Origin of the sequence: Actinocorallia longicatena (assembly GCF_039534125.1) — a bacterium.
GTDB classification, from domain to species: domain Bacteria; phylum Actinomycetota; class Actinomycetes; order Streptosporangiales; family Streptosporangiaceae; genus Actinocorallia; species Actinocorallia longicatena.
The window spans coordinates 288930-301950 of the sequence record NZ_BAAAUV010000004.1; the positions used below are offsets into that span (position 1 = coordinate 288930).

Genomic DNA, 13021 nt, shown 5'->3' on the forward strand with positions numbered 1-13021 from the left:
ACCGGGCCAGAACCCTTGAAGAGTGAGCGATTACTTGTTAGCGTCCGGGCCGTGGACAGGGAAGCACTGGAGCGCGGTCTGGCACGTCGCTTGCTGGACCACATCGAGCTCCGTACGACAGACCTCGCCGACTCCGTCATGGAGCTGCCGGCGGACATCTACGCACCCGAACGGCACGCGGCCGAGGTCGATGTGCTCTTCCGTGACCAGCCGCTGGTCCTGTGCCTGTCCGGCGCCCTGCCGGAGCCGGAGACCTACCGGACGGTCGACCTGTGCGGGATCCCGATCCTGCTGACCAGGGACTCCGCCGGTGAGGTGCACGCCTTCGCCAACGCCTGCCGCCACCGCGGGGTGCGGGTCGCCGACGGGGCCGGGGAGGCCCTCCGGTTCACCTGCCCGTTCCACGCCTGGACCTACGACCTGGCGGGACGGCTCGTCCGGATGCCCGTCGCGGAGGCCTTCGCGGGGATGGACAAGGCGGGGAAGGGCCTGGTCGAGCTGCCCGTCGCCGAGGGATACGGCCTGATCATCGGATGCCTGCGCCCCGGGCCGGCCCCGGACGTCGCGGAGTACCTGGGCCCGGGCCTCGCCGACGAGCTGGCCATGTTCGACTTCGCCACCTGGCGTCCCCACGGGGATCCGCACGTCCACGAGGTCGGCGCCAACTGGAAGGTCACGCTCGACACCTTCCGGGAGAACTACCACTTCAACTTCCTGCACCGCTCGACCCTCGCGACCTATGCCTACGGCGGCGTGCTGACCTTCGACCCCTTCGGCCGCCACCTGCGCAACTGCTCGGCGCTCCGCTCGATCGACGAGCTGAAGGACGTGCCGGAGGAGGAGTGGGAGGACGCCGCGAAGCACTTCAGCTACCAGTACGCGCTGTTCCCCAACACCAGCCTCACCCTGGACAGCCGGCACATCGAGCTCTGGCAGATCATGCCCGTCGACGCGACGCGCTCGGCCGTCCTGCACACCTCCTACTTCCGTCCGGACCTGAGCGAGGAGGAGCTCGCGAAGGCGGCGGAGATGGCGCCGTGGATCTGCGAGACCGTCGTCGACGGCGAGGACTTCTGGGTCGCCGCCCGCACCGAGCCGGGCGTGCGCACCGGCCTGCTCGACACGGTCGTCTTCGGCCGCAACGAGCCCGCGCCGCAGCACCTGCACCGCGGCTTCGACGCCGCGCTGGAGGCCGCGGGCCGGCTTCGTAAATAAGCGAGCATTCACTTACTGAATTTGAGGTCGCCTCCATGGACGCACTGCCCGACGAATGGTGCCTGCGGCACTTCGACCACCTCTCGCCCGAACTGGCCCAGTCCATGCCCGAGACGATGGCCAGGATGCGTGAGATGTGCCCGGTGGCCCGCAGCGAGGAGCACGGCGGCTACTGGGTGGTGTCGGGATACGAGGAGTCGCTGGCCGTGGCCCAGGACTGGGCGACCTACAGCTCGGCGCACGGCCTCAACATCATCACCACGAAGATGGCCGTCCGCAACCTCCCCGTCCAGGTCGACCCGCCGGAACAGCGGATCTACAAGCGGCTCATCAATCCGTTCTTCACCCCCGCGGCCGTCGCGCCCTGGGAGGCGCCGACCCGCGCCCTGGTGACCCGTCTCATCGACGGCTTCATCGACAAGGGGAGCTGCGAGTTCATGGACGACTTCGCCCGGCCGCTGCCGAGCCTGTCGTTCTTCGAGCTGGCCATCAACGCCCCCGCCGAGGACCTGGAGCACGTCGCCCACCTGGCGTCCACGTCCTCGACGCCGGACGACCCGCGGGCCCGCGAGTCCTGGCTCGGACTCTATGAGTGGATCAAGGAGTTCACCCGGCGCAGACGCGGGGAGCTCCCGCGCGGCGACGTCATCGACGCGGTGATCCACGCGGAGATCGACGGCCGCCCGATCACCGAGGACGAGGTCATCGGTACCGTCCAGCTCCTCATCCTGGGCGGTCTGGAGACCACCGCCGGGGCGCTCGGGCTGATGATCGACCGCTTCTGCGCCCAGCCGGAGATCCCCGCGCTCCTGCGCTCCCGGCCCGAGCTGATCCCGTCGGCGATCCAGGAACTGCTGCGGCTGGAGCCCTCGTTCGTCGCGGTGGGGCGCACGGCCGTCAAGGACGCCGAGCTCGGCGGCCACCGGATCGCGGCGGGCGACAAGGTCCTGATCCACTGGGCGTCGGCCAACCGGGACCAGGGAGAGTTCGAGGCCGCGGACTCCTTCGACCTCGACCGCGAACGGAACCGGCATCTGAGCTTCGGCGCGGGACCGCACCGGTGCGCGGGCTCCAACCTCGCCCGGCTCAACCTGCGGATCGCCCTGGAGGAACTCCTGGCACGGCTGGACGGCTTCCGGCTCCAGGAGGGTGCGGAGGTCACCTACCACCGCGGCCTGACCCGCTCGCCGGACTCCCTGCCGATCACCTTCACCCCACGCTCATGACCGGGCGCCTCCTGCTCACCAACGCCCGCGTCCTGCGCTGTACCGGGGCCCGCGACGAGAGGCCGGCCGCCGCCGACGTCCTCATCGAGGGGGACCGGATCGCCCGGGTCGCACCGGGAATCGAGGCGCCCGGCGCCCGCGTCGCCGACCTGCGGGGAGCGACGGTCCTGCCCGGCCTCGGCGACGCGCACACCCACATCAGCTGGCCGCTGGACTTCGTGTTCGACCACGCGGCCGTGGCGGCGGCGGCTCCGGGACCGCACCTCCTGGACGTCGCCGCCGTCGTCCGGACCTTCCTGGAGAGCGGCTACACCCTCATCATCGGGGCGGGCACCACCCAGCCGCTCGACGACCTGCACGCCAGGGACGCCATCGGCCGCGGCCTGATCACGGGCCCGCGCATCGTCCCCAGCGGGCCGATGATCGCCGAGGTCGGCGGGCTCGGCGGCGACGGTGAGCTGATGGAGGTCGCCGCGGACGCCCGGCAGCTCCGCGAGCTCGTCGCCCGCCAGTGCGACCTGGGCGTGAAGGCGCTCAAGCTGTTCATCTCCGGCGACGGCGTCGTCCCCGAGCACCCCTCCGAGGACGTCTACATGAACGACGCCATGCTGGAGGCCGCCGTCGCGGAGGCCGACCGGCACGGCGCGTTCATCACGGTGCACGCGCGCGGCTCGGCGAGCGTCGCGATGGCGGCGCGGACCGGAGTCCGGATCGTCCACCACGCCTGCTTCCTCGACGACGACGCGCTCAAGGCCCTCGAGGCCCGCCGCGACGACCTGTGGGTCTGCCCCGGGCTGCACTACCTGTACGCCGTGGTCTCCGGCCACGCCGCGCCCTACGGGATGACGCCCGACCGGGTCGAGGCGTCCGGCTACCCCCGCGAGCTCACCTCCCAGATCGAGGGGCTGCACCGGCTCCGCGAGACCGGGATCAAGATCCTCTCCGGTGGCGACTTCGGTCACCAGTGGACCCGGCACGGAACCTACGCCGCCGAGCTCCAGCGGTACGTCGAGCTCGCCGGGATGACCGCCGCCGAGGCGATCCACACCGCGACCCGGAACATGGGCCCGGCCGCCGGCGTCGAGACCGGCGAGGTCCGCGAGGGCCTGCTCGCCGACCTGCTCGTCGTCGACGGAGACCCCACCGAGGACGTGACGATCCTGCAGGACCCCGCCCGGCGCCGCGCCGTCCTCAAGGACGGGACGTTCGCCTACCTCAACCCCGGGATCTATCCGTGACCGCAGAGATCCTCTCCGGCGTCGACGCCCTCGTCCGCCTGCTGCTGCTCCGCCGTGACCTCGACGAACGCGACGGCCTGCGGACCGGGACGATGGTCTCGGGTTACCCCGGCTCGCCCCTGGGCGGCTTCGACCTCGCCCTCGACCGGCTCGGTCCCGCCCTGGCGGAGAACCGGATCGTCCACCGTCCCGGCCTGAACGAGGAGCTCGCCGCCGCCATCGTCTGGGGCAGCCAGATGGGAGCGGTCGTCGAGTACGACGGCCTCGACGGCGTCGCGGGGGCCTGGTACGGCAAGGGCCCGGGACTCGACCGGGCCGGCGACGCGCTCCGCCACGCCAACGCGATGGGCGCGGGTCCCGGCGGCGGTGCCGTGATGTTCTGCGGCGACGACCCCTCCGCCAAGTCCTCGACCCTGGCCTGCGACAGCCAGTACACCTTCCAGGACGCCTGCGTGCCGGTCCTGGTCCCCGCCGACCAGCAGGAGGTCCTCGACCTCGGCGTCCACGCGTTCCGGATGTCCCGGTACTCGGGCGCCTGGACCGCCCTGCGGATCGTCACCGCGGTCGCCGACGGCATCGGCACCGTCGACCTCGACCCCGCCCGGCACGCTCCGGCCGATCCCGCCGACCTCGTCGTCGGGGGCGTGCCCTGGCGGCACCGGCCGCTGACGACCATCGGCCCGCACGCCGTGCCCGACCAGGAGATCCTGGTCGTGGAGCACCGGTTGCGCGCCGCCCGCGCCTACGCCCGGCACAACGGGCTCGACCGGGTGACGGGCTCAGGATCGGGCCTCGGCGTGGTCTGCTCGGGGAAGACCCACCACGATCTGCTCCAGGCCCTCACCGACCGGGGCGCCTCGGCCGACGAGCTCGGCCTGCGGATCCTCAAGCTCGGCATGGTCTACCCGCTGGACGAGGAGACCGTTCTGGAGTTCGCGGCGTCCGTGGCGGAGATCCTGGTCGTCGAGGAGAAGCGGCCGTTCGTCGAGACCCAGCTCCGCGGCATCCTGCACGAGGCCGGCAGCAGGGTGCCCGTGCTGGGCAAACGCGACCGGACCGGCGCCCCGCTCGTCCCGGCCTCCGGTGAGCTCGACCCCTCCGGCGTAGGGAAGATCCTCGAACGGGTCCTGCCCGCCCTGGCCCGGCCCGCGGCCGCCCCGCGCCGGACGTCGCTGACGATCGTCTCGAGGGCGCCCGGCTACTGCAGCGGCTGCCCGCACAACCGCTCCACGCTGGTGCCCGAGGGGGCGCTGGCCGGCGGCGGGGTGGGCTGCCACGGGATCATGTACTTCGAGGCGCGGAACGCGGGCCTGCGCAGGCTGCCCCCGACCCCGATGGGGGCCGAGGGCGTCCCGTGGCTCGGGCTCGCCCCGTTCGTCGCCGAACCGCATCTGATCCAGAACCTCGGCGACGGCACCCTCAGCCATTCGGGGATCCTGGCGATCCGCGCCGCCGTGGCCGCAGGGGCCGACCTCACCTTCAAGGTCCTCTACAACGCGGCCGTGGCCATGACCGGAGGCCAGGACGTCACCGGCCTCATGGACGTCCCTGCGCTGACGCGCGCGCTCGAGGCCGAGGGCGTGGCCGGGATCGTCGTGTGCGCCGAGGAGCCCGGCCGCTACGGGCGGCGCGCCCGCTGGGCCCCGGGCGTGACCGTGCACGGCCGGGACCGGCTGCCGGCCGTCCAGGAGGAACTGCGGAAGGTCTCCGGCGTCACCGTCGTCATCTACGACCAGCGCTGCGCCGCCGAGGCGCGGCGGCTCCGCAAGGCGGGCCTGCTGCCGCAGCCGCCGCGGCGCGTCATCATCAACGAGGCCGTCTGCGAGGGCTGCGGCGACTGCGGCACCAAGAGCAACTGCCTGTCGGTGCTGCCGGTCGAGACCGAGTTCGGCGGCAAGCGCCGCATCCACGACTCCTCCTGCAACCGCGACTACACCTGCCTGGACGGGGACTGCCCGTCCTTCGTCACGATCACCCCGTCGCGCAGGGGGCGCCGCCCGCGTCCCGCGGCCCGGCCGGTTCCGCCCTCGGGGACGCTCCCCGTCCCGGCCGTCCCCGCCATCGACGGAGCCTACGGCGTCTACTTCACCGGCATCGGCGGCACCGGAGTCGTCACCGCCAACCGCGTCATCGCCGCCTCGGCGCGCGCGGCGGGCCTGGCGATCGGCGGGATGGACCAGACGGGCCTGTCCCAGAAGGCGGGCGCGGTCGTCTCGCACCTGCGCCTCGCCGCCGACCCCGCCGCGCTGGGCTCGCCCGCCATCGGGGACGCCGGCGCCGACCTCTACCTGTCGGGCGACCTGCTCCAGGCCGCCGCCGCACCCCATCTGGCCAAGATCCGTCCCGGCCGGACGATCGCCGTGGTCGACGGCCGTCTCACCCCCACCTCGGCGATGCTCCAGACCGGTGCCGCCCCCCTCGACCCGGCCGTCCTCGAACGGGAGATCACCGAGTCGGCCGGGAAGGAGAACACCCTCTTCCTCGATCCCAAGCGCATCGCCGAGGCCGTCTTCGCCGACCATCTCCCGGCCAACCTCATCCTGCTCGGAGCGGCCTTCCAGCTCGGCGGCCTGCCGATCCCGCTGGACGCCGTCGAGACGGCCATCGGCGCCGGCCGTTCCGCGTGGGCCAACCTGGAGGCCTTCACCTGGGGCCGCTGGGCGGCCCACGACCCGGCCGCGGTCGAGGCGGCCCTGGAGACCGCCGCCACCGGGCGCTCGATCTTCGACCCCTCACCCGCCGCGCTCACCACAGCCGCCGACCTGCTCGCCGCCGCTCCGCCGCCCGAGGACCTGCACGAGCTGCTGCTCCGGCGCACCGCTCAGGCCGTCGACTACCAGGACAGGGCGCGGGGGGCCCGCTTCCTCGACCTCGTCGCCCGGACGCTCCCGCACGACTCGGCCGAGCGGGAGTGGGCGCTCACGACGGCTGTCGCCGAGTCCTGGTTCAAGCTCCTCACCTACAAGGACGAGTACGAGGTGGCCCGGCTCCATCTGGCCGCCGACTACGACGCGATGGCCCGCGACCTCGGCATCGACGGCCGCTACAAGGTCACCTATCATCTCCACCCCCCGACGCTCCGCAGGCTCGGCATGTCCCGCAAGCTCCCCCTGGGCCGCCCTTACGAGCTGGGGTTCCGGCTGCTCCGCCCGCTGCGGCGGCTGCGCGGCACCCCGTTCGACCTCTGGGGACTGGATCCCGACCGCCGCACCGAACGCGCGCTGATCACCGAGTACGAGCGGCTGATCACCACGCTGCTGGCCGAGGACCGTCCGTACGCGACCCTGCTGGAGGCCGCGGCCTCCGCCCAGGAGATCAAGGGGTACGGCCCGCTCAAGGAGGCGGCCGTGGCGGCCTGGCGGCAGCGGACCTACCCGTGATCCGGTGGATCCGCTTCGCCGGCCGCCCGGACGGGACGCCGGCCGCGGAGTTCGCCGCGGGCTGGCCGGCGGAGGTCGCCCCGGCCGCGCTGGCACCGGCCGACGCCCGCCCGTCCAGGCTGTCGGCCGCGACCGTCCTGCCCGGCTTCGATGACGCCCCGCACCAGGCGGTCGCGATCGCCTGGTTCACCGGAGAGGAGCGTCTGCGCCGCTTCCTCGCCTGGTGGCCGGAGGATTCCGGAAGCGTCGAGATCGTCACGGCCGAGGCGGTGCTGCGCGGCGCGGACTGGCTGCACGAACGCTGGTCCCGGGGCGTCCCGAAACTGAAGCACATGGCGCTGGCCAGACGCGCGGACGGCCTGACCCCGCAGGAGTTCTCTGCCCGCTGGCGCGCTCACGCGGGAACGGCCGCGACCGGGGTCCCGATCCCGGACACCGCCCGCGGGCTCGCCTACGTCCAGTGTCGTCCCCTCGTTGACGGCGCCGGTCCCTACGACGCCGTCAACGAGGCCTACTTCGACGACGAGGAGTCGCTGCGCCACCGCGACGCCTGGCTCCGCGCGAACCTCCCCGGCGACGACGATCCGCTGTTCGCCCGCCCCCGCTTCCTGGCCCTCCGCGAACAGCTCATCCCGATCCCCTGAGGAGTCACCGTGCCCCGAGGCGTGCTGGTCGTCCGCTCCGCCCCCGCCGATCCGGCCCGCACCGCCGAATTCGACGCCTGGTACTCCGAGCACCTCGCCGAGGTCCTCGCGATCCCCGGAGTCCTCGCCGCCCGCCGCTACCGCACCCTCGACCCCGAGCCCTCCTACCTGGCCGTCTACGACCTCGAAGCCGAGGACCTGACCGCTCCGATCAAGGCCCTCCGCTCCGCCGACGCCCCCAGCCGCGCCCGCATGCCCGAGGTCGTCCGCATGGACCCGCCCCCGGAGGCGACCCTCTACGAGCTCCTCTGAGCCGGCTTCGGCACGCGGAAGCGGAGGGTCGTGACGTTGCCCGAACTGGTGCTGCTGTAGGGCTCGAGGTCGATCCGGCCCAGGCCGGGCGGTGCGAAGCGGACGCCGTCGCCGAGGATCACCGGCAGGACGTAGACGAGGATCTCGTCGACGAGCCCCGCCTTCAGGCACTGGGCGGCCACGTCGGCGCCGAGGACCTCCAGGTTCGCGCCGCCCGCGGCGCGGCGGGCCGTGGCGACGGCCTCCTCGAGCCCGCAGGTGAGGAAGGTGACGGACGGATCCGGCTCGTCCGGAGGCCGGTGGGTGAGGATGAACTGAGGCCCCCCGTCGTAGTCCTTCTGGCCCATGCCCCTGGCCACCTCGTAGGTGCCCCGGCCGACGAGCATGGCACCGGTGGCCGCCATCACCTCCGGGACGTCGGCCGCCGTCAGGTGCTCGGGGATCCAGCCCATCGCGTGGCCGGGACCGGCGATGAAGCCGTCCAGCGACATCGCCCGGTTGACGACGACCTTGCCCGTACCGCTCGTATCGCTCATACGTTCTAGGGTAGTCCGATGCTGCGGAGTTCGAGGAAACTCGCGAGACCTTCCGGGCCGAGTTCTCGTCCGAGTCCCGACTCCTTGAAGCCGCCGAAGGGCACATGGGGGAAGGGCGGATAGACGCCGTTGACGGCGACGCTGCCGGTGCGCAGCCGCCGGGCCGTCGCCAGGGCGCGGGCGGTGTCGCCGGACCAGACGGCGCCGGACAGGCCGAAGGGGGAGTCGTTGGCGATCCGGACGGCCTCGTCGTCGGAGTCGTAGGGGATCAGGCACAGCACCGGCCCGAAGATCTCCTCACGGGCCACCCGCATGCCGTTGTCGACGTCGGCGAGGATCGTCGGCTCGACGTACCAGCCGCGCGGCAGATCGGCGGGCCGCCCGCCGCCCGCGGCGATCCGGGCTCCGGCGCCGGTCGCGAGGGCGATGTAACCCTCGACGCGCGTGCGCTGCCGCTCGGCGACCAGCGGGCCGACGACGGTCGCCGGATCGTGGGGATCGCCGACCGGGATCGACGCCGCCGTGGCCGCCGCGATCTCGACCGCCTCGGCGTAGCGGCGGCGGGGGAGCAGGACCCGGGTGTGGGCGCCGCAGACCTGCCCCGACAGGTGCATGGCCCCGCCGACGATGGCGGGGAGAGTGACGGCGAGGTCGGCGTCGTCGAGGACGACGGCCGCGGACTTGCCGCCCAGCTCCAGCGACAGGCGCTTCACCCGGTCGGCGCACAGGGCCATGATGCGCTTGCCCGCCGCTGTCGAGCCGGTGAAGGCGATCTTGTCGGTGCCGGGGTGGCGGACGAGATGCTCGCCGACCTCGCGGCCGCCCGGGACGAGGTTGACCACCCCGTCCGGGACGCCCGCCTCGGCCAGCGCCTCGGCCAGGAGGTATCCGCTGAGCGGGGCCTCCGGCGGCGGCTTGATCACGATGCTGCACCCGGCGGCCAGCGCAGGGGCGGCCTTCCAGGCGGCCAGGGTGACCGGGGCGTTCCACGGGACGATGACCGCCGCGACCCCGACCGGCACCTCGGTGACCAGCCCGCGGCGTTCCCCGGCCGTCACCTCCCGCTCGAAGGGGTGGGAGGCGGCGAGCGAGGCGTAGTAGTCGAAGAGGCCGGCGACCATGCCGGTCTGCGCTCGGGGCGCCTGGCTGATCGCGCACCCCATCTCCTCGACGGTCACCGCGGCGATCTCGCCCTCGCGCTTGCGCAGGAGGGTGGCGGCGCGGGAGAGGACCCCGGCGCGCTCGGCCGGTGCCATCCCCGGCCACGGCCCCTCGTCGAAGGCGGCGCGCGCGGCGGCGACCGCGCGGTCGATGTCGGCGTCCTCGGCGAGGGGAACCTCACCGATCCGCTCCTCGGTGGAGGGCGAGACCACGCCGAGGCGGCCATCGCCCGACGGCGGCACCCAGCCGCCGCCGATGAAGAAGTGCCGGCGCTGTGTCAGCCGCTCGTCCATGCCGCCTCCCGGGGGCTTCGAAACATAGCCGTGTCGGGCATCGCCCGCTATCCTAGGGCAAAAGTAGGTGAACGCTCACTTGTTAAGGGAGTCTCCATGGATCTGCTCCTGCGCGGAGCTTCGCTGATCGACGGGACCGGCTCCCCGGCCCGCCCGGCCGACGTCGCGGTCGAGGGCGACCGCATCGTCGCGGTCGCCGGTCCAGGCGAACTGACGCCCGGCCCGGAGACCGAGGTCGTCGATCTCGGCGGGCTGACCCTGGCGCCCGGCTTCATCGACGTCCACACCCACTACGACGCGCAGATCCTCTGGGACCCCGACCTGACGCCGTCGAGCTGGCACGGGGTCACCACCGTGGTCATGGGCAACTGCGGCTTCGGCGTCGCGCCGACCAGGCCGGAGCACCGCGAGATCGTGGTCCGCACGCTGGAGAACGTCGAGGGCATGTCGATGGAGGCGCTCGACGCCGGCATCGACTGGTGCTTCGAGACCTTCCCCGAGTACCTGGACGCCCTCGACCGGCGGCCCAAGCGCCTCAACGTGGCGGCCTTCCTCGGACACACCCCGCTGCGGCTGTTCGCGACGGGCGGTGAGGAGCGTCCCGCTACGCCCGAGGAGCTCGACACCCTGCGCGCCCTCGTCCGCGAGGCCCTGGACGCGGGGGCGATCGGCTTCTCGACCTCGCGCCAGCCCGCCCACCAGGGAGCCTTCGGACGGCCGGTGCCGAGCCGGTTCGCCGAGGTCGACGAGGTGTACGCGATCGCCGAGGTCCTCGGCGAGGCGGGGAAGGGCGTCCTCCAGGTGTCGATCGGCCCCGGCCTGTTCGTCGGCCAGTTCTCCGACCTGGCCGTCCGCTACGGCGTCCCCGTCACCTGGACGGCCCTGATGGCCCGCGCCGACAAGCCCGGGGCGGCGATGCGCACGGTCGAGCGCGGCGCCGGCCTGCCGGGTGAGGTCTATCCGCAGATCGCGTGCCGTCCGATCGTCATGCAGATCGGGATGGCCGACCCCATGCCGCTCGCCGAGATCGACGAGTGGAAGGAGGTCCTCGCCCTGCCGCGCGCCGACCGCGAGGCCCTCTACCGGGACACCGGCTGGCGCGACCGGGCCCGCGAGACGACCCTCAAGGCGTGGAGCCACCGCTGGCCCAAGACCAGCGTCGAGGAGACCGGGGCCCACCCCGAGACCGTCGGGATCCCGCTCGACCTGCTCGCGGACGAGCGCGGCACGACCCCGTTCGACCTGATGCTCGACCTGGCGCTGTCCGACGGCATGGCGACCCGCTTCCGGATCGTCCTGGACAACGACGGCGACGAGGAGGTCGGCCAGCTGCTCGCCGACGACCGCACCCTGCTGGGCCTGTCCGACGCCGGGGCGCACGCCACCCAGCTCTGCGACGCCTGCTACTCCACCCACCTCCTCGGTCACTGGGTCCGCGAACGGGGCGCGCTCAGCCTCGAGAAGGCCGTCTGGCGCCTCACCGGCCATCCCCACCACGCCTTCCGTATCAAGGACCGCGGCCTGGTCGAACCGGGTTTCCATGCCGACCTGGTCGCCTTCGACCCGGCGACGGTCGGCACCACCGCGGTCGAGCGGGTCGCCGACCAGCCCGGTGGAGCCGACCGCCTGGTCGTCCGCAGCACCGGTGTCGAACGCGTCTGGGTCAACGGCGTCGCCACCAGGGCCGCGGGCGAGGAGCTCGACGGCACCAGGCCGGGACGCCTCCTGCGCGCCTGACGTGCCCCCCGACGGGAAGGCCGGTCCCCCTGCGCCGTGGGAGACCGGCCTTCCTCTTCACTCGCCCGGGGTCAGCCGCGAACCGGTGCTTCCAGGTTGTAGAGGCGCGTCGCGGTGTGCTGGAGGACCTTGCCGATCGTCTCCTCGGGCAGGCCGCCGAGGGTGCGCTCCATGACGTCGCGGGGGCTCGGCGACTCCGAGGCGGGGCCCGGCGACAGGCTCGTGGCGTGCGGGAAGTCCGTCTCGAACATGAGGTTGTCCGCGAGCTGGTCGATGACCGCCCGCACGGACTCGCGCTCGAACCAGAACATGCCGTAGATCTGGCGGCGCATGTACTCGCTCGGCAGCAGGCGCTCGGGGTGGTCCTTGTGCGCGCCGACGTTCAGCCACTGCCAGTCCATGGTCTCGGCGAAGAACGGCAGCCAGCCGGCGCCGTTCTCGACCGAGACGAACTTGAGGTCGGGGTAGCGGTGGGTGACGCCGCTCAGGACCACCTCGGCGATGTTCTGGGCGTTGCCGAGCAGCACCAGGGAGCTCTCGCGCGTGAAGTCCATCTTCTTGGACTGGTCGACCGCGCCCTTGAGGTCCTCGTCGGAGGCCAGGAAGCCCACGTGGAAGTTCATGCTGAGGTCCATCTCCTGGGCCAGGCCCAGGAGCGGCTCCCAGTAGTCGTCGATCAGCCGGGGCAGCCCGATCTTGTCGTAGCGGGCCGCGAACAGCACGCCCTTGTGGCCCATCTCATGGCAGCGCTTCAGCTCGGCGACCGACTCGTCGATGTCCCAGAACGGCAGCATCGTCATCGGGATGAGGCGGCGGGAGTCGGCGGAGCAGAACTCGCTGATCCAGTCGTTGTAGGCCCGGACGCACTCGGTGGCCAGCTCACGCGGCATCTGGGTGAGGAAGCGGTGGCTGTGGAAGCCGACGATGTTCGGATACAGCACCTGGTAGTACACGCCGACCTTGTCGAGGTAGGTCAGCCGTTCCTTGGGGTCGAGGGCCGCGGGCAGCGCCTCGGAGAGCCGCTTGGGGTGCGAGGGCGGGAACTCGGGCCAGCCCGCCTGCGCGAACGCCCCGACGCCGTACAGCTTGCGGTCGCCGATGTACCAGACGTCCTCCTGCCGGCGCTCGTGGAAGCGGACGTGCGGGACGAGGTCGCCCCATTTGGCCGTCGAGACGCGGGACGTCCAGAGGTCGGCCGGCTCGATGATGTGGGAGTCGACGTCGGCGACCGCGTAGCGCTCACAGAGAGCGGTGGCGGCCGGGTCCTGGTCGGTCATGC

General features: G+C 72.6%; 10 protein-coding genes. 7 read left to right on the plus strand and 3 right to left on the minus strand.

The genetic code is table 11. The annotated features are described in order from the left end of the window. The first annotated feature begins 51 nt into the window (after positions 1-51). From ABD785_RS09670 to ABD785_RS09695, 6 genes are read left to right on the plus strand one after another with little or no spacing between them, the layout of a single operon-like run. Entirely contained in the window at positions 52-1215 is a 1164-nt protein-coding gene (locus tag ABD785_RS09670; protein WP_344824944.1) for an aromatic ring-hydroxylating oxygenase subunit alpha, read from the plus strand. Positions 1216-1250: 35 nt separating this feature from the next. Next, positions 1251-2441 carry a cytochrome P450 gene (locus ABD785_RS09675; RefSeq protein ID WP_344824947.1) on the plus strand — a complete coding sequence of 397 codons (1191 nt, stop codon included), beginning with the start codon at positions 1251-1253 and terminating at the stop codon, positions 2439-2441. Continuing rightward, positions 2438-3679 (plus strand): amidohydrolase family protein, encoded by a 1242-nt coding sequence (locus ABD785_RS09680; protein WP_344824950.1) that lies wholly within the window; start codon positions 2438-2440, stop codon positions 3677-3679. Before ABD785_RS09675 ends, ABD785_RS09680 begins: the two co-directional genes overlap by 4 nt. Further along, positions 3676-7059, plus strand: coding sequence for an indolepyruvate ferredoxin oxidoreductase family protein (locus tag ABD785_RS09685; RefSeq protein WP_344824953.1), 3384 nt, complete (start codon positions 3676-3678; stop codon positions 7057-7059). The genes ABD785_RS09680 and ABD785_RS09685 overlap by 4 nt, the downstream gene beginning before the upstream one ends. Continuing rightward, a complete protein-coding gene (locus ABD785_RS09690; protein ID WP_344824956.1) occupies positions 7056-7703 on the plus strand; it encodes a hypothetical protein in 648 nt (215 codons plus the stop codon). Before ABD785_RS09685 ends, ABD785_RS09690 begins: the two co-directional genes overlap by 4 nt. Positions 7704-7712: 9 nt before the next feature. After that, complete coding sequence (locus ABD785_RS09695; protein ID WP_344824959.1) at positions 7713-8015, plus strand: hypothetical protein; 303 nt, start codon at positions 7713-7715, stop codon at positions 8013-8015. On the opposite strand, the gene ABD785_RS09700 is transcribed toward ABD785_RS09695, so the two are convergent. Together ABD785_RS09700 and ABD785_RS09705 are read right to left on the minus strand one after the other, a co-directional pair. Further along, complete coding sequence (locus ABD785_RS09700; RefSeq protein WP_344824962.1) at positions 8000-8551, minus strand: dihydrofolate reductase family protein; 552 nt, start codon at positions 8549-8551, stop codon at positions 8000-8002. The two genes, ABD785_RS09695 and ABD785_RS09700, sit on opposite strands and share 16 nt — an antisense overlap. Before the next feature lie 5 nt (positions 8552-8556). After that, the gene (locus tag ABD785_RS09705; RefSeq protein WP_344824965.1) at positions 8557-10005 is read right to left on the minus strand and encodes an aldehyde dehydrogenase; all 1449 of its coding nucleotides are present in this window, start codon (positions 10003-10005) and stop codon (positions 8557-8559) included. A gap of 96 nt (positions 10006-10101) precedes the next feature. Between ABD785_RS09705 and ABD785_RS09710 the strand changes: the two genes are divergently transcribed. Next, on the plus strand, positions 10102-11742 hold the full coding sequence (locus tag ABD785_RS09710; RefSeq protein WP_344824968.1) for an N-acyl-D-amino-acid deacylase family protein: 1641 nt from the start codon (positions 10102-10104) through the stop codon (positions 11740-11742). A 71-nt stretch (positions 11743-11813) separates the two neighbouring features. Here ABD785_RS09710 and ABD785_RS09715 read toward each other — a convergent pair whose 3' ends face one another. Then, the gene (locus ABD785_RS09715) at positions 11814-13019 is read right to left on the minus strand and encodes an amidohydrolase family protein (RefSeq protein ID WP_344824971.1); all 1206 of its coding nucleotides are present in this window, start codon (positions 13017-13019) and stop codon (positions 11814-11816) included. Positions 13020-13021: the final 2 nt, after the last annotated feature.

Coding starts and splice junctions, on each gene's coding strand:
- ABD785_RS09700 (WP_344824962.1), bottom strand. CDS start 8,551: ATGAGCGATACGAGCGGTACGGGCAAGGTCGTCGTCAACCGGGCGATG.
- ABD785_RS09680 (WP_344824950.1), top strand. CDS start 2,438: ATGACCGGGCGCCTCCTGCTCACCAACGCCCGCGTCCTGCGCTGTACC.
- ABD785_RS09715 (WP_344824971.1), bottom strand. CDS start 13,019: ATGACCGACCAGGACCCGGCCGCCACCGCTCTCTGTGAGCGCTACGCG.
- ABD785_RS09710 (WP_344824968.1), top strand. CDS start 10,102: ATGGATCTGCTCCTGCGCGGAGCTTCGCTGATCGACGGGACCGGCTCC.
- ABD785_RS09675 (WP_344824947.1), top strand. CDS start 1,251: ATGGACGCACTGCCCGACGAATGGTGCCTGCGGCACTTCGACCACCTC.
- ABD785_RS09705 (WP_344824965.1), bottom strand. CDS start 10,005: ATGGACGAGCGGCTGACACAGCGCCGGCACTTCTTCATCGGCGGCGGC.